Origin of the sequence: Ruegeria sp. AD91A, assembly GCF_003443535.1 — a bacterium.
In the GTDB taxonomy this organism is placed as follows: domain Bacteria; phylum Pseudomonadota; class Alphaproteobacteria; order Rhodobacterales; family Rhodobacteraceae; genus Ruegeria.
The window spans coordinates 1,744,867-1,766,517 of sequence record NZ_CP031946.1; the positions used below are offsets into that span (position 1 = coordinate 1,744,867).

A 21,651-nucleotide genomic window follows, 5' to 3' on the forward strand; every position below is an offset into this window, starting at 1 on the left:
TTGGAAATGACGCAGCGTCTGGATTACGTAAACGTCACTCTCATGTTGTAAAGCGCACACCAACTGCGCAACTCATATCTCATGACGCCAGTGACGAGAGTATGACGAATGACCGAAGATGTGATGACCATCCGCGAGATGTGCGAGACCTATGATGTCACACCACGCACCTTGCGGTTCTATGAGGCCAAGGAACTTCTGTTCCCGATCCGTGAAGGCCAGAAACGTCTGTTCACCAAGCGTGATCGGGCGCGGCTCAAACTGATCCTGCGCGGCAAACGATTTGGGTTCAGCCTAGAAGAAATTCGGCAACTGCTGGATTTGTACCATGTCGGCGACCAGCAGGTCACTCAGATGACCCGCACCTATGAAATCGCGTGCGAGCGTCTGGAGGACATGGAATCGCGCCGCGAAGAGCTGACACAAGCCATCGACGATCTGAAAGAGCAGTTGCGCTGGGGCGAGAAAGTCATCGCCTCGATGAAACAGGAAAAGAAGGCAGCCGAGTAACCTCGACCTGTCATCCGGACATATGAATTAAGGGAGCTTCACATGCCCGTTTACAACGCGCCAATTAAAGACATGCAGTTCATCCTGCACACCGTACTGAATGTCTCGCAGTCGGATATCCCCGGCTACAACGAACTGGAAGCCGAGTTTACCGGTGCGGTTCTGGAAGAAGCCGGCAAGGTTGCCACCAATGTTCTGCATCCGCTGAACGTTGTCGGCGACACCGAAGGATGCCGGTTGGAAAACGGCATTGTGTACACCCCGACCGGGTTCAAAGACGCCTTCGAGCAGATGAAGGAAGGTGGCTGGACTGGCCTCGACATGCCGGAAGAGTATGGCGGTCAGAACATGCCCTATGTGCTGGGGACCGCCGTGGGCGAGATGTTCTCGGGCTCCAACCAGGCTTTCACAATGTACCAGGGCCTGACGCACGGTGCTGCCTCGGCGATTCTGGCGCACGGAACGGACGATCAGAAGAACACGTACCTGCCCAATATGGTCAGCTGTGAATGGACAGGCACCATGAACCTGACCGAGCCGCATTGCGGCACCGATCTGGGCCTGATGCGCACCAAGGCCGAGCCGCAGGGCGATGGCAGCTACAAGATCACCGGCCAAAAGATCTTTATCTCGTCGGGCGATCACGACATGGCAGACAACATCATCCATCTGGTGCTGGCAAAAATTCCCGGCGGCCCCGAGGGTATCAAGGGTGTCTCGCTGTTCATCGTTCCCAAGTTCATCGTCAACGAAGACGGCTCCTTGGGTGAGCGCAACGGAGTCTCGGTCGGCAAGATCGAAGAGAAAATGGGCATCCACGGAAACTCGACCTGCGTCATGAACTATGACGAGGCCACCGGCTGGCTGTTGGGAGAAGAACACAAAGGCATGCGCGCCATGTTCACCATGATGAACGAAGCGCGTTTGGGTGTGGGCATGCAAGGCCTGTCTCAGGCCGAAGCTGCGTATCAAAATGCTGTCGAATACGCAAAGGATCGCTTGCAAGGCCGCGATGTTACTGGCGCAAAGAACCCGGACGGCCCCGCCGATCCGCTGATCGTTCACCCTGACATCCGGCGAAACCTGATGGACCAGAAAAGCTTCACCGAAGGTGCACGCGCATTCATTCTGTGGGGTGCCACGATGATCGACAAGGCGCACCGGTCGGGCGACAAGGATGCAGACGGCCTGATTTCGCTGTTGACCCCGGTCATCAAAGGATTCCTTACAGACGAAGGCTATGACATGACCGTTCAGGCCCAGCAGGTCTATGGCGGCCATGGCTACATCGAGGAATGGGGCATGTCGCAATATACCCGCGACGCCCGGATCGCCATGATCTACGAAGGCGCCAACGGCGTTCAGGCGCTCGACCTGGTGGGCCGCAAACTGGCGCAGGACGGCGGCAAGCACGTCATGGCCTTCTTCGACATGGTCAAAACCTTTTGCAAGGAAAACTCCGGTAAGAATGAAGCCTATGACAAGGCCTTCATCGAACCGCTGAAAACCGCGTCAAAGGATCTTCAGGCCGCTGGCATGTACTTCATGCAGGAAGGCATGAAGAACCCCAACAACGCTCTGTCCGGTTCGTATGACTTCATGCACATGTTCGGCCATGTTTGCCTGGGCCTGATGTGGGCGCAGATGGCCAAAGCCGCGCAAGAGGCTTTGGACGGTGGTGCGTCGGACAAAGCGTTCTACGAAACCAAGATCGACACCGGCCGCTTCTACATGGCCCGCCGTCTGCCCGCCACAGCGATGCATCTTGCACGCATCCAGACCGGCGCGGACACGGTAATGGTACTGGACGCTGCGAATTTCTGATCACAGTCTGGGTTCGGGTAACATTGCCCGGACCCAGCCTTTCGAAGGAAACCACATGCCGAAACGTTTTCGCCTGACCCGCCGCTTTCCGATCGCAATGACCGAGGACGGGTACCGCAAGCTCAAAGCGTTCGCGCGCGAGGCTGGTCTGGACGAAGGCGAGGCACTTTCGTTTCTGTTCGAGAATTTCAACAGTGTAATTGATGAGGAGAACCTGACCCACCGCCTACGCATCTTCAATTCCGAGCTTGAGGCGCGGAAACGTTAACAAAACCAGCCACCTGATCTCGGGTGGGCGTTTTTTCAGAAAGACGAACTCCAAGGGCGCTGCCTATTGGTTGGTCTTTCTCGAAATACGCGAATGTCGATTTCGTACCATGCGCCTTGGGAGGGGCGAGCACATGTCCATCAAACTTCATTGCTTCGGAGAAAGTGGGAACAGCTACAAGGCTGCTTTGGCACTGGAAATGTCCAGTTTGGAGTGGGAACCGGTCTTCGTCGACTTCTTCAAAGGTGTAACCCGCACGCCTGAGTATCGCGCCGAAGTGAATGAAATGGGCGAAGTACCTGTTCTGATCGACGGCGATTTTCGCACCAGCCAATCCGGCGCCATCCAGGCCTATGTGACTGAGAAGTCCAGCAAGTTCGGCGGTAAGGACCAGGAAGAGAACTATGACATTCTGCGCTGGGTGCTTTGGGACAATCACAAGCTCAGCTCGATGGCGGGCCTGACCCGGTTCCTGATCAACTTTCTGCCCGAACAGCATCGCAACCCGGATGTGATCGCCTTCAACCAGGGCCGCCTGAAGGCTGCCTATCAGGTGCTGAACGCGCATCTGGAAGGCCGAGACTGGATCGTTGGTGACGGCGTGACCAACGCCGACCTTAGCTGCTGCGGCTATCTCTATTACCCAGAACCTTTCGGCTTTGATCGTGCCGACTGGCCCCATATCGACGCCTGGCTTTCTCGCCTGTCCGAGCAGCCCGGCTGGAAACACCCCTATGACCTGATGCCCGGCAACCCGTCGGATCGAGCTTGAGGAGAAGACCCATGACCGAAGCATATATTTATGACGCCCTGCGCACACCGCGCGGCAAGGGCCGCAAGGATGGCAGCCTGCACGAGGTAACCTCGGTGCGCCTGTCCGCCCTGACCCTGAACGCGATGAAAGAACGCAACAACCTTGAAGGGCACGCCGTCGAGGACGTGATCTGGGGTAACGTCACGCAGGTGATGGAACAAGGCGGCTGTCTGGCACGCTCGGCGGTCCTGGCCTCGGATCTGGACCAGTCGATCCCCGGCCTGGCGATCAACCGCTTCTGCGCGAGCGGAATGGAAGCAGTGAATTTGGCGGCAAACCAGGTCAAAGGCGGCGCAGGCGACGCTTACATCGCAGGTGGCGTTGAGATGATGGGTCGTGTTCCCATGGGCAGCGATGGCGCGGCGATTGCCGTTGACCCCTCTCTGGCGATGGAAACCTACTTCGTGCCGCAGGGTATCTCGGCCGACATCATTGCGACGGAATATGGGTTCAGCCGCGATGACGCAGACGCTCTGGCGGTTGAATCGCAAAAGCGCGCGGCCGAAGCTTGGGCCGACAACCGGTTCGAAAAGTCGGTCATCACCGTCAAGGATCAGAACGGCCTGCCCATTCTGGACCGTGACGAATACATGCGCCCCGGCACCGACATGCAAAGCCTTGGCGCACTGAACCCGTCCTTCCAGATGATGGGCGAACAGATGCCCGGCTTCGACAAGGTAGCAATGTTGAAATACCCGCATCTTGAGCGGATCAATCACATCCACCACGCGGGCAACAGCTCGGGCATCGTGGATGGTGCGGCTGCGGTCTTGATCGGCAACAAGGAATTCGGCGAGAAATATGGCCTGAAACCGCGCGCCCGCATCAAGGCCACCGCCAAGATCGGCACCGACCCGACCATCATGCTGACTGGCCCGGTTCCAGTGACCGAGAAGATCCTGGCTGACAACGGCATGAAGATCAGCGATCTGGACCTGTTCGAGGTCAACGAAGCCTTTGCCTCGGTCGTGCTGCGGTTCCAGCAGGCATTCGATGTCGATCCCGCCCTGGTCAATGTCAACGGCGGCTCGATCGCGATGGGACACCCGCTGGGCGCAACCGGTGCGATTATCATCGGCACTTTGCTGGATGAACTGGAGCGTCAGGACAAGGAAACCGGTCTGGCCACGCTCTGCATTGCGTCCGGCATGGGTGCGGCAACGATTATCGAGCGCGTATGATGCCCAAACTGGATCTTTCACAGATACCGTTCAAGGGCGGCTCGTCCTACCCCGGCAGGCTGGCCGAGGCGACTGCGGGTCGTTTCATTCAGCGGATCGGGGATGCGGGCGGCCTGACCCAATACGGGGTCAACATCGTGCGGCTTGAACCGCAGGGCCTGTCTTCGCTGCGCCACTACCACATGGAGCAGGACGAATTTGCCATCATGCTCAGTGGCACCTGCGTGCTGATCGATGACGATGGTGAGCAAGTGATGTTGCCCGGCGATTGCGCCGCTTGGCCCGCAGGTGAGGCCAATGGCCATCATCTGGTGAACAAATCCGATGCGCCCGCAACCTTTTTGGTTGTGGGAACGCGAACCCCGACCGAGACCGGCTTTTACAGCGACATAGACATGATGGTGAAGGATGATGAGAACGGTTTCTCCTTCACCCGCAAGGACGGCAGCCCGCTGACGGCTGACCAGATTGGAGATGACAATGACTGATTTCACTCTGACCAAAGACGCGGACGGCGTCGCCTTTGTTACCTGGGACGCCCAGGGAAAATCCATGAACGTGCTGACCCGCGAAGCTTTTCAAGAAGTCAGCCAACTGATTGATCAGGCCCTAAGCGACGACGAGATCAAAGGTATTGTCATCACCTCGGGCAAGGAAGGCTCTTTTGCCGGCGGCATGGACCTGAACACACTGGCGACTATCCGTCAGGAAGCGGGTGACGAACCCGCACAGGCATTGTTTGATTTCGTCATGGGCGGGCACCACATCCTGCGCAAGCTGGAATTGGCGGGCATGGACCCCAAGACCAAGAAAGGCGGCAAACCCATCGCCTGCGCGATCAACGGAACTTGCGCCGGGATCGGGACCGAGATCGCACTGGCCTGTCATCACCGAGTTATGACCAGCAACCCAAAGTCCAAGATCGGTCTGCCTGAGATCCTGCTGGGCATCTTCCCCGGCGGAGGTGGCACCATCCGTTACAGCCGCATGGTTGGTGCAATGGCGGCGGCCCCCGTACTGCTTGAAGGCAAGATGATGGACCCGGCCAAAGCCAAGGGCGCACAGTTGATCGATGCAGTTGCAGACGATCCGGTTGCCGCAGCCAAAGAATGGGTTCTGAATGCCAAGGACGCTGATCTGGTGAAACCTTGGGACGCGAAGGGCTACAAGATGCCCGGTGGCGCGCCTTACCACCCTGCCGGATTCATGACCTTCGTGGGCGCAAGCGCCATGGTTCACGGAAAAACTCAAGGCGCCTTCCCTGCGGCCAAAGCCCTTCTGAGCGCGATCTATGAGGGCGCGCTGGTTGATTTTGACACCGCTTTGAAAATTGAAGCCCGCTGGTTCACCAACGTTCTGATGAACCCCTCCTCGTCGGCGATGATCCGGACACTGTTCCTCAACAAGGAAGCGCTTGAAAAAGGCGCGGTCCGTCCGAAAGGTGTGCCCGATCAGCGCGTCAAGAAAATCGGCGTTCTGGGCGCTGGCATGATGGGGGCCGGTATTGCACTGGTTTCTGCCCAAGCTGGCATGGAAGTCGTTCTGATCGACCGCGATCAGGAAGCGGCCGACAAAGGCAAAGCTTATACCGAAACCTATCTGGACAAGGGTATCAAGCGCGGCAAGGTCACGGCTGAAAAGAAAGAGGCCATGCTGGCGCGCATCACGGCGACACCGGATCTGGACCATCTGAAAGGGTGTGACCTGATTATTGAAGCCGTGTTTGAAGACATGGGCGTAAAGGCCGAGATGACCAAAAAGGTAGAGGCGATCATCCCGGAAGATTGCATCTTTGCCTCGAACACGTCGACCCTGCCGATCTCGGATCTGGCCAAGGCAAGCGTGCGTCCGGAACAATTCATCGGCATCCACTTCTTCTCGCCGGTCGAGAAGATGTTGCTGGTCGAGATCATCAAGGGCAAGGAAACCGGTGATCGCGCGGTGGCCAAGGCACTGGACTATGTGCGCCAGATCCGCAAGACACCCATCGTCGTCAACGACGCCCGCTTCTTCTACGCCAACCGCTGCATCATTCCGTACATCAACGAAGGCGTGCGGATGATCGCCGAGGGTGTAAACCCTGTGCTGATCGACAACGCGGCGCGTCAGCTGGGCTTCCCGGTGGGGCCGATACAGCTGACCGACGAAACCTCGATTGATCTGGGTGCCAAGATCGCCCGTGCGACCAAGGCAGCCATGGGCAATGCCTATCCGGAAAGCCCCTCGGACGATCTGATCTTCTGGATGGAAGAACAGGGCCGTCTGGGGCGCAAGGCGAATGCCGGCTTCTTCGTCTATGACGAAAAGGGCAAACGTGTCGAATACTGGAAGGGTCTTCAGGAAAAATATCCACTTGCCAAAGACCAGCCCGACCTGATCGAAGTACAGGAGCGTCTGATGTTCGCGCAGGTTCTGGAAGCGGTTCGGGCGCTGGAAGAAGGCGTGCTGGAAGACATCCGTGAGGGCGATGTGGGCGCCATTCTGGGCTGGGGCTTTGCGCCGTGGTCCGGTGGTCCGCTCAGCTGGCTCGACATCATCGGCACGCCCTATGCGGCCGAACGATGTGATCAGCTGGCCGAGAAATATGGCGAACGCTTTGCCTGCCCGTCGCTGCTGCGTGAGATGGCCGAGAAGGGTCAAACCTTCTACGGGCGCTTCAACCCCGAAGCAAAGGCTGCCTGAAACAGTGATGCAGGCGCGTGAGATCACGCGCCTGCATCTTTTTTGTCAGTGTTTGGTTAGATCTGCCATTCGGGCCGCAGAAACAGCACCGGCGCGTTTGGACGCCCCGGTCGACCCGGTCGCCTGACCCCAGAGGGCGGACGGATCGGAAATATCGGCTCCTGCGGAATGGGTGCAGGCAGGGCACCCAATGGGTTGGCAAGGGCTGACATATCGCCCCTGCTTGCAATCAGGTTGACCAGTTCTGTACCGGTCTCTTCATCAGCGACATCGTAACCAGGCCCGCTGGCCGTGCCGCGCATGTTGAAAAGGCCGGAAGGGCAGTAAGCCTGCAGGCCGCCTTCAACAAAGATCACCTGATCTTCGTCGAAAAACAGGGAACGGACCTCAAACGACGATCCCGGTGCCTGCGACATAAACCGACCCACGCCGTTCAGCAATCGTGCGGACACTACGGAACACACGCTGGCCCTGACATCAGACCGTGTCAGGTTCAGAGCAATGCCCTGCTCGGGCATCAGCCAGACGGGACGCCCGTTATACGCGGCGCGTGCAGGTACAAAAACCGGCAAATACTCCGAACGGCGCTCTTCGGCAGGAATGACCACGACGCTGGTCGAGATGCGGCGCACCTCTTTGAACCCGTGATCCAGTGTTCGGACCAGATCGCCAACTGCAATGCGTTCCACCGGTTTCCACCCGCTGGTTGTCGCAATCTTCGTGCCGTTCAAAAATCCGCCACGGCGCGCATTCACGGCGTGGTTCAAAGTGGATGGACCAGTTTCGGACGACTGATCAAGATATACAGAAATACTCGTAACTTCAGACACGTGCCTAACCCCCTTTGGCACAAACTCACTATGCCAAACAGCTAACATCAAAAATCGAGGCTGTCTTATTTCAGACATATTTATGCCCAATTTGGGCCGCCTCAACGGGTTTTTGCAGAGATTCCGTAAACACTGACAGGCCACAAACCGGCTTTTGTGCCATTTTCGAAACGGGCACCATGTTGTGATCGTTCGAATCCACCTGCCCCCGATCAGACGAAATGAAGTCGCTTATTCAGATTGCAGCGTTTTAAAACCGTTGACAGAGTGCGGTATTGCACGCGTCAGGCAAGTTCTTGCTGGGTGGATGACCGTTTGGCCCGCCAGCCCAGCAAAACCCCTGCTGTCGCGATCAGGACGATCCCGGACACCTGCATCAGATCGAGGGTTTGACCCAGTGCGACGAATGCAAAGAGCGGCCCGAAGATCATCACCGAATACTCGAACACGGCCACGTAAGAGGTCTCGCCTACCTGATAGGCTTTGATGAGCATGAAGACCGCAATCGTCGACCCGACTGCCTGAATTGAAATCCATTGCAATGCGGGCCCCACGCCCCAGACCCATCCCCGCGTGACAAAGCCTTCGGGCCCGTCCAGCGTGGCAACAGGCGAGACCGTGAACAAAATAACCCCCACGGCCCCTGACAGGCCAAGGGTAATGACCATGGCCGCCAGCATCGCAACCGTGCTTTCACGCGCGCAATATGTCCGCGTCATGATCGAACTCAAGGCATAGAAAAAACCAGCGGCAATCGGGAAAACCGAACGCATATCAAACTCGACCGGGTTTGGCTGCAAAACCAGAAGAGTACCCGAAAAACCGATCAGTACAGCCAGAATGCGCCACGGCCCTATCTTTTGTCTGAGCGCAATGGACGAAATCAACAGCACGAAAATCGGGGAGGTGAACAACCCTGCCAGGGCTTGCGCAATCGGCATCATCGACAGAGACGCAAAATAGAAAAACATAGCCGTTGTGATCAACAAACTGCGTAAGATGACAGGTCCCCACCGATGCGGCCTCAGCCCACCCAGCCCCAGAAAGGAAAGGCCAACAATCAGCGGCAGCATCAACAGTGCCCGCATAAAATGGAATTGCCACAGCCCGACCGTCTCGGCCAGCAGGATCACAACGTTGTCGATCACGCCGATAATCGCCATCGCAGCTACCATCAGGGCCGAAGCCAGCACCGGGGCGGTGGTCGTGTCTGCCTGCATTTTCGCGCCTCTGTTGCGATCAAAGATCGGCGATCTTTTTCCTGACGGGTATCCAGCACAAATCGGAATGCCTGCGCAACAGGTTTGCGCCCGGGGATTTTGCCATGCTAAGCTGCGGCAAAACAATTTCGAGCAGACCTCAACCAGATGACGGCCCTGAAAAAGTACCAGCGGATCGAAGCCACCGGTCTGTGGCGCCCTTCGCCCGATGAACAGCGGCGCGAAGTTGTGGTATCGATTGGCAAAGCAACCCTGACAATTTCCGATTTCAATGACAGGGCTTTGACTCATTGGTCCTTGGCGGCGCTGGAACGGCAGAATCCCGGTGCCTTTCCGGCTGTTTTCAACCCCGATGGTGATCCGGATGAGACACTGGAACTGGGAGAATCCGAAACCACGATGCTCGAAGCGATCGATCGGCTGCAACGTGCCATCGAACGCTCTCGTCCCCGTCCCGGCCGTTTGCGCTGGATGAGCGTCGGAGGCGTTGTGGCAGCGGTTCTGGCGGTATTGTTGTTCTGGTTCCCCGGTGCTTTGCGAAACCACGTTGTCTCGGTCGTGCCCGAGGTCAAACGACAGGAGATCGGAGACACGATTTTGCGTCGGATCGAGCGCGTCTCGGGACCGGCCTGCACGTCTGTGGATGCGCAGGCTTCGCTGAATCAGTTGGCCCACCGTACAGGCGTCCGGCAGATCATTATTCTGCCCGCAGGTGTTCAGGACAGCCTCAGCCTGCCCGGTGGCACCGTTCTGTTAAATCGTGCCCTGGTAGAAGACCATGAAGACCCTGCCGTCGCAGCAGGTTACATTATCGCAGAGCGCGCGCGTACGGCGCTCAACGACCCGCTGGATGATCTGCTGGACAGAACCGGGGCATCCTCGGCCTTTCGGTTGTTGACGACCGGGGAACTGACCCCTGAGATCATTGACACGTATACCGAACAGGTCCTTTCGCAGCCCCGACCATCCCTTCCGGACGAAGACTTGTTGGCGATGTTCTCACAAAGCGCCCTGCCCTCTACCCCTTACGCCTATGCTCAGGACATTACCGGTGAATCAGTACTGGGTCTGATTGAGGCTGATCCCATGGTCGGCCGAACCCTGGAACAGGTGTTGCCAGACCGCGATTGGGTCCGGCTGCAAAACATATGCGGCGAATAATCCGGGTTACTTGGTTCCAAACATCCGGTCGCCTGCATCGCCCAGACCCGGCATGATATAGCCTTTCGAGTTCAGCTCGCGGTCCAGTGCAGCAGTGACGATATGTACATCCGGGTGCGCCTCTTTCATACGCGCGACCCCTTCCGGCGCGGCCAACAGACAGAGAAAGCGGATATCCGTCGCCCCCGCCTCTTTCAGCAGGTCAACGGCCGCAGCCGAGCTGTTGCCAGTGGCCAGCATCGGATCCACCGCGATAACCAAACGGTCTTTCAGGCTCTCGGGTGCTTTGAAGTAATACTGCACGGGCTTCAGCGTTTCTTCGTCGCGATACAGACCGACAAAACCGACGCGCGCAGAAGGAACCAATTCCAACACCCCATCCAGCATCCCGTTTCCGGCACGCAGGATCGACACCAGCGCCATTTTCTTGCCCGCAAGAATGGGGGCATCCATTTCTTCCATCGGCGTTTCGATATGGCGCGTGGTTAACGGAATTTCGCGCGTGACCTCATAGGCCAACAACAACGTTATTTCGCGCAGCAACTGCCGGAACCCGGCGGTCGAGGTACCCTTGTCTCGCATGAGCGTCAGTTTGTGTTGCACCAGCGGGTGATCGACGACGGTCAGATGTTCGCTCATGTGTTCTCCAGTCTTTTGTTGACCCGCGCGCGGGTATCATCATCGCAAAAGGCCGCTTCCAGGGCGGCCTGATTCAGGGCCGCAAAATCTTCGGCCTCCCAGCCGAAGGCTGCGTTCAACATCTCATATTCCCGTCGCATGGTCGTGTGAAAAAACGGGGGATCGTCTGTGGATACCGTTACCTTCACGCCTGCATCGCGCAAGTTCGCAATCGGGTGGGCCGCAAAATCGGGGAAAAGCCCCAGAACCACATTCGATCCAGGACAGACCTCAAGAGTGATTTCCCGGTCGACCAGTTCGCGAACAAGGTCCGGATCCTCGAGGGCGCGAACTCCGTGCCCGATGCGCTCGACCCCCAGATCGCGCACAGCATCACGCACGCTTTCAGGGCCTCCGAACTCACCCGCATGTGTCGTCAGGCGAAGCCCGGCTTCGCGCGCGCAGTCGAAAGCCCATTTGAAGTCACCCTGTGTGCCAACGGATTCATTTCCCCCCATGCCAAAACCGGTAATCCAGTCGCCCGCTGTTTCTGCTGCACAATAGGCGCTCCGCTTGGCTTGCTCGGGGCCAAAATGGCGGACACATGTGATGACACCCCGCAGGGTTATGTCGAACTTGCGTTCGGCTTCATCCGCAGCGTCCTGAATGGCATTCAGATAGTCCTGCCACGCGTGCAGATCACCACCCCCGCAAAAGTCCGGGCTGAGGAAGGTCTCCGAATAGACCACGCCGTTCCGGGCGCTTTCTTCGAGAATGGCCAATGTCAGCCGCCGGAAGTCTTCAGGCGTTTTCAGGACTTCGCAGGCGGCCTCATACACATTCAGGAAATGCGCGAAATCGCGAAAATCATAAGAACCGTCGGACTTAAAGATACCGCTCAGGTCCACCCGCTTGTCATGCGCAAGCTGGCGGATGAATGCCGGTGGCGCGGCGCCTTCGTGATGCAGGTGCAGTTCTATTTTCGGCAGGTCGGCGACGCTCATAGAAAATTCCTTCCCGGCCCTTGCGCCGGAATGTTCAGGTGATGGGCGATGCTGGCGGCAATGTCGGCAAAGTCCACCTGGCCGATCTGCCCCGTGCCAGACCCGGAAATCAGAACCGGTACTTGTTCACGTGTGTGATCTGTTCCTGTCCAGCTGGGATCATTGCCATGATCGGCGGTCAACACCAACAGGTCGCCGGGGCGGAGCCTGGCCAGAATCTCACCGATCTCCCGGTCGAACCATTCTAATGCTCGGGCATAGCCGCTGATATCCCGACGGTGGCCATAAAGACTGTCGAATTCAACAAAATTGGCGAAAGTCAGGCTGCCCTCTTCGGCGTCATCCACCAGATCTGAAAGGTGCCGCATGAGTTCAGCGTCCGACCCTTTGCGCAACGTGTCGATACCCTGCATGGAAAAGATGTCGCCGATCTTGCCCACCGCGTGCACCTTCCGCCCGGCATCCTGCACCCAATTGGTCAGAACCGGAGCGGGCGGCTGAATGGCGAAATCCTTGCGGTTGGTTGTCCGTTCAAATCCCGCCTCTGGCGTGCCGACAAAGGGGCGCGCAATGACACGGCCCACTTTCATCTCGTGCAAGCGCGGTGCAAGTGCGCGGCACATACCCAGCAAACGGTCCAGCCCGAAACTCTCTTCATGGGCTGCGATCTGAAACACACTGTCGGCTGAGGTGTAGCAGATCGGCCAGCCGGTTCGCATATGCTCGGCACCTAATTCAGCGATGATCGCCGTGCCCGAGGCATGGCAATCGCCAAGGATGCCTTCGGTCCCGGCGGCCCGGGCCGCTGCCCGGCTCAGGTCCGCACGAAAAGCTGGAACCGTATCCGGGAAATAGTGCCATTCCCAGGGTACCGGCAGACCTGCCAGTTCCCAGTGGCCCGAGGGCGTGTCTTTGCCGGGCGAATGCTCGCGCGCGCAGCCCCACAGCCCAATGGGTCTGGCGTCCAATCCGGGGGTTGCGTCCCCAGACGCCAGTCGCGCAGCCGCACCCAAACCCATCGCGTCGAGGTTCGGCAGGTTCAAAGGGCCCGAGCGACCGTCTTCGGCCCGCCCTTCGGCACAAGCCTGCGCGATATGAGCCAGCGTATTTGCCCCACTATCCGGGACGTCCCCATTGAAAAAACAATCGGCATCAGGCGCACCGCCTATTCCAACGGAATCCATGACGGCGAGAAATGCACGGCTCATACGCTAATCCTTTCGTGGATCAGATCCGGAAGCATCGGAGTCGTATCGCTGATCTCAATCGCGCTCAGCACGGTTTCTGCGGCTCGGCGCGCGGCATCTTCCCGAGCAGCATGGATCACGGCAATCGGTGAACCTTTGGTCACACGATCCCCCAGCCGGAGAATATTGGATATTCCGACGGCTGGATCGATCTCATCACTTTCGACCTGACGGCCACCGCCCAGCGCAACCACGGCAAGACCCAGAGCTTCGCCATCGATAGCAGAAATGAAGCCGTCCCGCGGCGCCGGAACCTCTTGGATGACATTCGCCTCAGGAAGGAACCGAGCCCAGGTCTCGACTAACTGAACGGGGCCACCAACCGCTGCCATCATGCGCCCAAATCGCTCTGCGGCGCGTCCGTCACGGATGATTTCAAAGATTTTATCACGTCCCTCATCGACCGAACCGCACATTCCTGCATCGGTCAGCAAGACGCCCCCCAGCTCGGCAGAAATGTCTGCCAAAGGTGACATATCCGAGCCGGTCAGGACTTTCATCACCTCAGCGATCTCCAAAGCATTCCCCAACGCCGGGGCCAATGGCTGATTCATGTCAGTGATCACCGCCGACGTGCGACACCCTGCTGCGTTTGCGGTCTCGGTCAATGCGGTGGCCAATTTGCGGGCATCTTCCATCGTTTTCATGAAAGCGCCGCTGCCGACCTTGACGTCAAGAACCAGCGCGTCCGGGCCGGCGGCCAGCTTTTTGGACAGAATCGACGCTGTGATCAGGTCCAGGCTCTCAACTGTCGCGGTCACATCCCGCACCGCATAAAGGCGCTTGTCTGCCGGCGCGATCTGGCCCGTCGCTCCGACGATGGCGGCGCCGGTTTCGCGCAAAATCTGCGCAAGACGGTCCTGCCCGATCTGAGTGTTGACCCCCGGGATAGCCTCAAGCTTGTCAAGCGTTCCACCAGTGTGCCCCAGGCCCCGGCCCGAGATCATTGGGACATACGCCCCACATTCCGCAAGCGCCGGGGCAAGAACCAAGCTGACACTGTCCCCGACACCTCCGGTCGAGTGCTTATCGATCACCGGTCCGTCCACATCCCAAGTCAGTACGTCTCCACTGTCGCGCATCGCGATCGTCAAATCCGCACGCCCCTGAGCGCCCAAACTGCCCATGCAGACGGCCATGGCAAAAGCCCCGGCCTGCGCGTCGCTGACGCTTCCGTCCGCAAGTCCCTGCGCAAACCAGATCAGTTCCTCGCGACCCGGCACCTCCTGCCTGCGCAGTTTTGCTATGATCGAGCGGGCGTCCATGCGATCAGACATCCTCCATGTGTGAAGCATCGAATGCGCCCGGCAACAGATCCCCGATGGTTGTCTCAAATTCGGCACCGTCCACGGTTGCCAGAGTAACTTTCACATCGCGCTTGCCAAACTCGGCCAGTTTCTGGCGGCACCCACCGCAGGGCGGCACAGGCTGAGGGCTGGAGGCAACCACGTAGACTTCTGTAAATTCCTGCTCGCCCGCAGCAACCATCGAGGCGATTGCACCGGCCTCAGCACAGGTGCCTTCGGGATATGCCACATTCTCAACGTTACACCCGGAATAGACCTGACCCGAGGAGGATCGAAGCGCCGCGCCAACCTTGAAATTCGAATAAGGCGCATAGGCATTTTCCCGGACGGACAAAGCAGCGTCTTTGAGCGACATGGCGATTCCCCATTTTTTGATCGTCTGGTCAGAAAATTGCACCGTAAAGTAAAAAGGCGGAGAAGTTGAAGCCCCCAGCCGATGTTTTTCAGTCAGCCCAGTGTTGTGTTGAAGGTACCGGGCAAGGTGACTTCCAGCAACTCGATGTCGTCCGATGGGGCAGATAACCGCGTGCACATCCCGGGCGGGATGACAAAGGCGTCTCCTTGCTCCAGCCGGTAGGGCTCGCGCCCTTCGCCTTCCAGCGTGACCGCTCCGTCCATCACGAAGGTAAAGTGAATGTCCGTATCGTGGCTGGCCCATTCGGTGTCGCCCTGCCCTTTGCGGACGACCTGGACCCCTGCGACCCCTTTGGTGTTCTCGGCAATTGTCGTGTCGCGGCAGATGTAACCCGGAAGACGGAACGGTACCCATTCAGCGTCCTTGGCCTGGTTATAGACAAAGCGTTGCCCTTGCCATTCGCGCTCCGGGCGAAAATGCGGCGTTGGAAGCTGCATGTCATGGTCGATTTCCGTGACATGTTCTGCTGGCACCCCTATTTCGATGACCTGAACATTGTCTGACGCTTCGAGTACACGGTGACGAATTTCCGGCGGCTGGATAAAGCAATCCCCTGCATTCAGGCGCATTTTCTCTCCCTGATCCTCGTAGACAACATCCACCCAGCCATGGATGCAGAATATCAGTTGGAACCCAACTTTGTGAAAATGCACCATGTCGGGCACCGGACCACCGTCCGGGATACGGATGTGGCTTGCGATGATCGATCCGCCCAAACGGTCTGGCACCAGATCGCGATAGTGCATCCCAGCCCGGCCGATGATCCAGGGTGCCTGATCCTTAAGCCTGCGCACCACGAAGGAATGAACTGTTTCAGGCATCACCAGCGGCGGATTTCGCTCTTCGATTTCGATCCGGGTCCCATTCGGCGCGACAAGAACGCGTTGGCCATCTGCAAAGCTTTCCGGGTCATCTGTCAGGATGCGCAATGCTCCCGGACCTTCGGGCGCGTCTTTTTCGATCCGCAGCCGCAGACCGTGCCCTGAAAACACTGCGACGCGCGGATCGTCTGCGGGATAGATCATGTCCATCTGCATCCCCAACACCTTGGTATAAAAGGGGATGTCGTTTCGAATTTCCTGGGTAGGCAAACGAAATTCAGCTTGGGTCCGGGAAGGCTCGGATGTCTTTGTCATGAGATGTCTCATCAGATTTCGATTTTGGCCATCCGATCAGAACAGAGGCCAAAATGCCAATCGAAAAGAACATCTCGAGCGTTTCTTCCATCACGAAAAGGCGCGTTTTCATAACTGACGACAAAGCGTCGCTGTGCAGCCCGGTGAATTCCTCGAGAAGTTGGGCGATGACGGCAAGACAGCCGGCCACTATGAACACGATCATAAAAGACGCGCGTTGCTTGATAGCACGCCATCCCGTCGGGATCCCATGCCAGATGACGCCGCTCAGAACAACGCAGGCCAGCAGGACCCTGACCACAGTGACGTCCAGCACGGCATCCAGACCGTCAAGGATCAGGAACGGCAAACTGCCTTCAGGGTAAACGCTTTCCTCAAGCTCACGCTCGGCCAACAATAGGAATGTCAGCCCGATATACAGCCGGGTGACACCCGGGTATCGCCACAAAGCCGCCACACCCGCTGCAAACAAACACGCCGCGGAAATTGTTTCAAACAATCCGCCTTCCTGATTGAAAACCAGTGCCTGTTCTGGCCAGATGCCAACAGCACCAAGAAGCACAACACCCGACAGCACCGCAAACCATATGGTCAGCCGCGCAACTCCAGTATCCGCCACAGGACCAGAGGACAGGCCATCGACCTGATCATTTGCCTTGAAAGTCATTACTGCTTCGTCTTGCCTGAGTGTTTGTTCGTTTCGCAAAGTTACCTAGATGTAAAAAAAATGTGTCAAAATTCAACCCAATTCCGGTTCGCAACTGCGAGACGTCGGCAAAATTACGCAACGTAGCCAAGCTCGGACGAATAGTTTAATGTTAAATCAAATTCTCAGAGGGAACTGAATCTCCAATGTCTGACACCCCCAGCCTGCGACAGGCCGCGCTTGACTATCACGCCCATCCGAAACCTGGAAAACTTGAGATCAAGGCCACGAAACCGATGGCAAATGGTCGCGATCTGGCGCGCGCCTATTCGCCCGGCGTTGCCGAGGCCAGCCTTGAAATCAAAGCCGACGCTGCGAACGCTGAAAAGTATACGGCGCGCGGCAACCTTGTCGCCGTGGTGTCCAACGGCACTGCGGTTCTTGGTTTAGGCAATATCGGGGCGCTGGCCTCGAAACCGGTGATGGAAGGCAAAGCCGTCCTGTTCAAAAAGTTCGCAGGCATTGACTGTTTTGATATCGAAGTCGATCAGCCCGATCCGGAAAAGCTGGCGGATATCGTCTGCGCGCTGGAGCCGACATTCGGGGCCATCAACCTGGAAGACATCAAGGCGCCGGATTGTTTCATAGTCGAAAAGCTGTGCCGCGAACGCATGAACATTCCCGTTTTCCACGACGATCAGCACGGAACGGCCATTGTCGTGGGGGCCGCTGCGAAGAATGCTCTGCATGTAGCCGGAAAGACATTTGCAGACATCAAGGTCGTATCAACCGGTGGCGGGGCTGCCGGGATTGCGTGCCTGAACATGCTTGTGAAGCTGGGTGTGAAACAGGAAAACATCTGGCTGTGCGATATTCACGGGCTCGTCTACGAGGGGCGTGCCGAGGATATGAACCCGCATAAGTCGCAGTTCGCGCAGAAAACGGACTTGCGTACTCTGGACGATGTAATCGGCGATGCAGATCTGTTTCTGGGCCTTAGCGGCCCGAATGTCCTGAAGCCCGAAATGGTCAAGAAAATGGCCAATCGTCCAATCATCTTTGCACTAGCCAACCCAACGCCTGAAATTTTGCCACAGGCCGCGCGTGAGGTTGCCCCGAACGCGATCATCGCCACGGGGCGCAGCGATTTCCCCAATCAGGTCAACAACGTGTTGTGTTTCCCGTTTATCTTCCGGGGGGCTCTGGATGTGGGCGCGACCGAGATCAATGATGCGATGCAGATTGCCTGCGTTGACGGCATTGCGGATATGGCCCGCGCGACGACAAGCGCCGAAGCCGCAGCCGCCTATAAGGGCGAACAACTGACCTTTGGGCCGGATTACCTGATCCCGAAACCCTTTGACCCGCGTCTGGTGGGCGTCGTCTCGTCTTCGGTTGCCAAGGCAGCCATGGAAAGCGGCGTCGCAAAGCGCCCCATTGAGGACCTTGAGGCCTACAAGGAAAAACTCAACCAGACTGTCTTCAAGTCGGCCCTTTTGATGCGCCCCGTGTTCGAGGCTGCGGCTGTCGCATCCCGTCGCATCGTTTTTGCCGAGGGCGAAGACGAAAGGGTGCTGCGGGCTGCACAGGCCATTCTTGAGGAAACAACAGAAACGCCGATCCTGATCGGGCGACCCGAAGTAATCGAATCCCGTTGCGAAAAGCTGGGCCTGACTATTCGCCCGGGCACAGATTGCCAGATCGTGAACCCGGAAAACGATCCGCGTTATTACGACTACTGGAACTCGTATCATCAGATCATGCAGCGCCGAGGTGTGACGCCTGACCTGGCCAAGGCAATCATGCGCACAAATACGACCGCCATCGGCGCGATCATGGTGCATCGAGGCGAAGCTGACAGTATGATCTGCGGCACGTTTGGCGAATATCGCTGGCATCTGAACTATGTTGAACAGGTGCTGGCCGACGGCGACCTGCGCCCGCACGGCGCTTTGTCACTGATGATATTGGAAGACGGCCCCTTGTTCATAGCCGATACGCACGTTCGGCAACTGCCGACACCGGAGGAGTTGGCCGAATCGACCATTGGCGCGGCACGGCATGTTCGTCGATTTGGGCTTGAGCCCAAGATCGCATTCTGTTCGCAGTCGCAATTCGGCAATCAGGCAGAAGGTTCCGGAAAACGCCTGCGCGCCGCATTGGAAATCCTGGACCAGAAACCACGCGACTTTATCTATGAAGGGGAAATGAACCTGGATGCCGCCCTTGATGCGGACCTTCGCGAGCGGATCTTTCCGGGATCACGCCTTCAGGGAGCGGCAAATGTGCTGATCTTTGCCCATGCGGACGCAGCCAGCGGCGTGAGAAATATTCTGAAAATGAAAGCGGACGGGATCGAAGTCGGACCCATTCTTATGGGAATGGGCAACAAAGCGCATATCGTCACCCCGTCCATTACCGCACGCGGATTGCTGAACATGGCTGCCATAGCGGGGACCCCGGTGGCGCATTACGGGTAAGCTGGTCTCCTGTCGACGTGAACCGCAATCCTCGCGGGGGTGCGGTTAATAAAACACTCACACCTTAACTGCTATATGTCGTTTCACCTCCGTGGTGACGATAGCGGATGAGTGGCGAATTGGCGTTGCGCCGAGTCGCCTCTCGCATGATCTTTTGCACTGTCGAATTTGCAAGTTTGCAAAATGGCATTTTCGGCGCGGAAAATTCAATGCTGGAAAAGAGGTTTGCAAAAATTTGCAAGCTATTGTGCGATTTCCTGCAAATATTTTGCGATAAACTGACGCGTCGTCATTTGACGCGCTTGCCCGAAAGTTTTCTGGGTCCTAACACAAAGACCAAGTCGTTGTGAGGAGGACGAGATGGCGTATCAGGACGTTTATGACAGCTGGAAGAAGGACCCCGAGGCGTTCTGGATGAACGCCGCCAAGGGGATCGATTGGGTCAGGGAACCCAGCAAAGCGCTGTTCGACGACAATGCGCCCTTGTACGAATGGTTCAGCGACGCACGTGTCAATACCTGCTGGAACGCCGTGGACCGCCACGTGGAAAACGGGCGCGGCGAACAAACCGCAATCATCTATGACAGCCCGATCACCCACACCAAGCGCGAGATTTCATATGTTGAACTGCGCAACCGCGTGGCCAATCTTGCCGGTGCGCTGCGGGCAAAAGGTATCGAGAAAGGTGACCGCGTCATCATCTACATGCCGATGATCCCCGAAGCGCTTGAGGCGATGCTGGCCTGCGCACGTCTGGGCGCTGTGCATTCCGTGGTGTTTGGTGGATTTGCCAGCAACGAATTGGCGGTCCGTATCGATGACGCCAAACCCAAAGCGATCATAGCCGCGTCCTGCGGAATGGAGCCTGGGCGGGTGGTGCACTACAAGCCGCTTCTGGACGGCGCCATTGAACTTGCTGAACACAAGCCGGATTTCTGCGTCATCTTCCAGCGCGAACAAGAAGTTGCTCAGCTGATCGAAGGGCGTGACTACAACTGGCACGGGTTCCAGTACGGCGTTGAACCGGCAGAATGTGTCCCCGTCGACGGAGACGATCCGGCGTATATCCTCTACACTTCGGGCACCACCGGGGCGCCCAAGGGAGTCGTGCGCCCAACTGCCGGGCATCTGGTGGCGCTGAACTGGAGTATGAAGAACATCTATAACGTCAATCCGGGTGATGTATTCTGGGCGGCGTCCGATGTGGGTTGGGTCGTTGGGCACTCCTACATCTGCTACGCACCCCTGATCCACGGGAACACGACGATTGTGTTCGAAGGCAAACCGGTCGGCACCCCTGATGCGGGCACCTTCTGGCGCGTAATCTCCGAGCATAGGGTCAAAAGCTTCTTCACCGCGCCCACAGCGATCCGCGCCGTCAAACGTGAAGATCCAAAGGGCGAATTGATCGCCAAATACGATCTGTCTCATCTGCGGGCTCTGTATCTGGCAGGCGAACGCGCTGATCCTGATACCATCATATGGGCACAGGATGCGCTGAAGGTTCCGGTGATCGACCATTGGTGGCAAACCGAAACCGGTTGGGCCATTGCCGGCAATCCGCTGGGCATTGAAGAGCTTCCGATCAAGCTGGGTTCGCCTGCCAAACCGATGCCGGGCTATGACGTACAAATACTGGACGAAGGTGGTCACCCCATGAAAGCCGGCGAACTCGGGGCCATCGCTGTCAAGCTGCCGCTGCCTCCGGGCACCCTGCCGACCCTGTGGAACGCCGAGGAGCGGTTCAAGAAATCCTATCTGGAGCACTTCCCCGGGTATTATGAAACCGGCGACGCCGGAATGATCGACGAGGACGGATACCTTTACATCATGGCCCGCACCGATGATGTCATCAACGTCGCGGGTCACCGCCTGTCGACCGGCGGGATGGAAGAAGTGCTTGCCGCTCACCCGGATGTGGCCGAATGCGCGGTGATCGGTGTATCGGATCAGCTAAAGGGTCAGATGCCCGTTGGGTTCCTGTGCCTGAATGCCGGCGCAAACCGGGATTATGCCGACGTGGTTCAGGAAGTCGTCAAAATGGTTCGGGAAAAGATCGGCCCGGTGGCGGCCTTCAAGCTGGCTGTGGTCGTCGACAGATTGCCCAAGACCCGTTCAGGTAAAATCCTGCGTGGTACGATGGTGTCGATTGCAGACGGCCAAAACTATAAAATGCCTGCAACAATCGACGACCCTGCCATTCTTGACGAAATCAAAGAAGCCTTACAGACAATCGGTTACGCCAAGTAACCTGAGGGCGGCGCAAGCCGCCCTTTGTCGTGTCTTCTCTTGCAACCGGAAGCAGCCT

At 57.7% G+C, this 21,651-nt stretch carries 19 protein-coding genes; 10 read left to right on the plus strand and 9 right to left on the minus strand.

The window, feature by feature from the left end:
- The first annotated feature begins 108 nt into the window (after nt 1-108).
- The 7 genes from D1823_RS08695 (at nt 109) to D1823_RS08725 (ending at nt 7,279) form a co-directional block, all read left to right on the plus strand.
- Nucleotides 109-510 carry a MerR family DNA-binding transcriptional regulator gene (locus tag D1823_RS08695; protein ID WP_117869542.1) on the plus strand — a complete coding sequence of 134 codons (402 nt, stop codon included), beginning with the start codon at nt 109-111 and terminating at the stop codon, nt 508-510.
- A gap of 42 nt (nt 511-552) precedes the next feature.
- Nucleotides 553-2,334: an acyl-CoA dehydrogenase C-terminal domain-containing protein gene (locus D1823_RS08700; protein ID WP_117869543.1), complete on the plus strand. Its 1,782-nt coding sequence runs from the start codon at nt 553-555 to the stop codon at nt 2,332-2,334.
- A 55-nt stretch (nt 2,335-2,389) separates the two neighbouring features.
- Nucleotides 2,390-2,602 (plus strand): hypothetical protein, encoded by a 213-nt coding sequence (locus tag D1823_RS08705; RefSeq protein ID WP_117869544.1) that lies wholly within the window; start codon nt 2,390-2,392, stop codon nt 2,600-2,602.
- A gap of 133 nt (nt 2,603-2,735) precedes the next feature.
- The gene (locus D1823_RS08710; RefSeq protein ID WP_117869545.1) at nt 2,736-3,374 is read left to right on the plus strand and encodes a glutathione S-transferase family protein; all 639 of its coding nucleotides are present in this window, start codon (nt 2,736-2,738) and stop codon (nt 3,372-3,374) included.
- 11 nt (nt 3,375-3,385) lie between these two features.
- Nucleotides 3,386-4,597 carry an acetyl-CoA C-acetyltransferase gene (locus D1823_RS08715; protein ID WP_117869546.1) on the plus strand — a complete coding sequence of 404 codons (1,212 nt, stop codon included), beginning with the start codon at nt 3,386-3,388 and terminating at the stop codon, nt 4,595-4,597.
- Entirely contained in the window at nt 4,597-5,085 is a 489-nt protein-coding gene (locus tag D1823_RS08720) for a cupin domain-containing protein (RefSeq protein ID WP_117872804.1), read from the plus strand. The genes D1823_RS08715 and D1823_RS08720 overlap by 1 nt, the downstream gene beginning before the upstream one ends.
- Nucleotides 5,078-7,279 carry a 3-hydroxyacyl-CoA dehydrogenase NAD-binding domain-containing protein gene (locus tag D1823_RS08725; RefSeq protein ID WP_117869547.1) on the plus strand — a complete coding sequence of 734 codons (2,202 nt, stop codon included), beginning with the start codon at nt 5,078-5,080 and terminating at the stop codon, nt 7,277-7,279. Before D1823_RS08720 ends, D1823_RS08725 begins: the two co-directional genes overlap by 8 nt.
- Nucleotides 7,280-7,335: 56 nt before the next feature.
- On the opposite strand, the gene D1823_RS08730 is transcribed toward D1823_RS08725, so the two are convergent.
- Entirely contained in the window at nt 7,336-8,109 is a 774-nt protein-coding gene (locus tag D1823_RS08730; protein ID WP_254683815.1) for a Hint domain-containing protein, read from the minus strand.
- A 284-nt stretch (nt 8,110-8,393) separates the two neighbouring features.
- Nucleotides 8,394-9,329 carry a DMT family transporter gene (locus D1823_RS08735; protein WP_117869549.1) on the minus strand — a complete coding sequence of 312 codons (936 nt, stop codon included), beginning with the start codon at nt 9,327-9,329 and terminating at the stop codon, nt 8,394-8,396.
- Between the two features lie 147 nt (nt 9,330-9,476).
- On the opposite strand from D1823_RS08735, the gene D1823_RS08740 reads away from it, so the two are divergent.
- Nucleotides 9,477-10,490, plus strand: coding sequence for a hypothetical protein (locus D1823_RS08740; protein ID WP_117869550.1), 1,014 nt, complete (start codon nt 9,477-9,479; stop codon nt 10,488-10,490).
- A 6-nt stretch (nt 10,491-10,496) separates the two neighbouring features.
- Here D1823_RS08740 and upp read toward each other — a convergent pair whose 3' ends face one another.
- From upp to D1823_RS08775, 7 genes are all read right to left on the minus strand, one after another.
- Nucleotides 10,497-11,129 (minus strand): uracil phosphoribosyltransferase, encoded by a 633-nt coding sequence (gene upp / locus D1823_RS08745; protein WP_117869551.1) that lies wholly within the window; start codon nt 11,127-11,129, stop codon nt 10,497-10,499.
- The gene (locus tag D1823_RS08750; RefSeq protein WP_117869552.1) at nt 11,126-12,112 is read right to left on the minus strand and encodes an adenosine deaminase; all 987 of its coding nucleotides are present in this window, start codon (nt 12,110-12,112) and stop codon (nt 11,126-11,128) included. Before D1823_RS08750 ends, upp begins: the two co-directional genes overlap by 4 nt.
- The gene (locus D1823_RS08755; RefSeq protein ID WP_117869553.1) at nt 12,109-13,320 is read right to left on the minus strand and encodes a phosphopentomutase; all 1,212 of its coding nucleotides are present in this window, start codon (nt 13,318-13,320) and stop codon (nt 12,109-12,111) included. Before D1823_RS08755 ends, D1823_RS08750 begins: the two co-directional genes overlap by 4 nt.
- Nucleotides 13,317-14,624: a thymidine phosphorylase gene (locus D1823_RS08760; protein ID WP_117869554.1), complete on the minus strand. Its 1,308-nt coding sequence runs from the start codon at nt 14,622-14,624 to the stop codon at nt 13,317-13,319. Before D1823_RS08760 ends, D1823_RS08755 begins: the two co-directional genes overlap by 4 nt.
- Nucleotides 14,625-14,628: 4 nt before the next feature.
- On the minus strand, nt 14,629-15,042 hold the full coding sequence (locus tag D1823_RS08765; protein ID WP_256369674.1) for a cytidine deaminase: 414 nt from the start codon (nt 15,040-15,042) through the stop codon (nt 14,629-14,631).
- 71 nt (nt 15,043-15,113) lie between these two features.
- Complete coding sequence (locus tag D1823_RS08770) at nt 15,114-16,217, minus strand: cupin domain-containing protein (RefSeq protein ID WP_117869556.1); 1,104 nt, start codon at nt 16,215-16,217, stop codon at nt 15,114-15,116.
- Complete coding sequence (locus D1823_RS08775; protein WP_117869557.1) at nt 16,180-16,884, minus strand: hypothetical protein; 705 nt, start codon at nt 16,882-16,884, stop codon at nt 16,180-16,182. Before D1823_RS08775 ends, D1823_RS08770 begins: the two co-directional genes overlap by 38 nt.
- Before the next feature lie 185 nt (nt 16,885-17,069).
- On the opposite strand from D1823_RS08775, the gene D1823_RS08780 reads away from it, so the two are divergent.
- Both D1823_RS08780 and prpE read left to right on the plus strand, forming a co-directional pair.
- A complete protein-coding gene (locus tag D1823_RS08780) occupies nt 17,070-19,343 on the plus strand; it encodes an NADP-dependent malic enzyme (RefSeq protein ID WP_117869558.1) in 2,274 nt (757 codons plus the stop codon).
- Between the two features lie 360 nt (nt 19,344-19,703).
- On the plus strand, nt 19,704-21,593 hold the full coding sequence (gene prpE / locus D1823_RS08790) for a propionate-CoA ligase PrpE (RefSeq protein WP_117869560.1): 1,890 nt from the start codon (nt 19,704-19,706) through the stop codon (nt 21,591-21,593).
- Nucleotides 21,594-21,651 lie beyond the last annotated feature (58 nt).

Bases quoted from the DNA above. Each gene is read 5' to 3' on its own strand.
- D1823_RS08695 (WP_117869542.1), top strand. From the start codon at position 109: ATGACCGAAGATGTGATGACCATCCGCGAGATGTGCGAGACCTATGAT.
- D1823_RS08750 (WP_117869552.1), bottom strand. From the start codon at position 12,112: ATGAGCGTCGCCGACCTGCCGAAAATAGAACTGCACCTGCATCACGAA.
- D1823_RS08740 (WP_117869550.1), top strand. From the start codon at position 9,477: ATGACGGCCCTGAAAAAGTACCAGCGGATCGAAGCCACCGGTCTGTGG.
- D1823_RS08720 (WP_117872804.1), top strand. From the start codon at position 4,597: ATGCCCAAACTGGATCTTTCACAGATACCGTTCAAGGGCGGCTCGTCC.
- D1823_RS08760 (WP_117869554.1), bottom strand. From the start codon at position 14,624: ATGGACGCCCGCTCGATCATAGCAAAACTGCGCAGGCAGGAGGTGCCG.
- D1823_RS08715 (WP_117869546.1), top strand. From the start codon at position 3,386: ATGACCGAAGCATATATTTATGACGCCCTGCGCACACCGCGCGGCAAG.
- D1823_RS08775 (WP_117869557.1), bottom strand. From the start codon at position 16,884: ATGACTTTCAAGGCAAATGATCAGGTCGATGGCCTGTCCTCTGGTCCT.
- D1823_RS08725 (WP_117869547.1), top strand. From the start codon at position 5,078: ATGACTGATTTCACTCTGACCAAAGACGCGGACGGCGTCGCCTTTGTT.
- D1823_RS08705 (WP_117869544.1), top strand. From the start codon at position 2,390: ATGCCGAAACGTTTTCGCCTGACCCGCCGCTTTCCGATCGCAATGACC.
- D1823_RS08755 (WP_117869553.1), bottom strand. From the start codon at position 13,320: ATGAGCCGTGCATTTCTCGCCGTCATGGATTCCGTTGGAATAGGCGGT.
- upp (WP_117869551.1), bottom strand. From the start codon at position 11,129: ATGAGCGAACATCTGACCGTCGTCGATCACCCGCTGGTGCAACACAAA.
- D1823_RS08700 (WP_117869543.1), top strand. From the start codon at position 553: ATGCCCGTTTACAACGCGCCAATTAAAGACATGCAGTTCATCCTGCAC.
- D1823_RS08780 (WP_117869558.1), top strand. From the start codon at position 17,070: ATGTCTGACACCCCCAGCCTGCGACAGGCCGCGCTTGACTATCACGCC.
- prpE (WP_117869560.1), top strand. From the start codon at position 19,704: ATGGCGTATCAGGACGTTTATGACAGCTGGAAGAAGGACCCCGAGGCG.
- D1823_RS08770 (WP_117869556.1), bottom strand. From the start codon at position 16,217: ATGACAAAGACATCCGAGCCTTCCCGGACCCAAGCTGAATTTCGTTTG.
- D1823_RS08710 (WP_117869545.1), top strand. From the start codon at position 2,736: ATGTCCATCAAACTTCATTGCTTCGGAGAAAGTGGGAACAGCTACAAG.
- D1823_RS08735 (WP_117869549.1), bottom strand. From the start codon at position 9,329: ATGCAGGCAGACACGACCACCGCCCCGGTGCTGGCTTCGGCCCTGATG.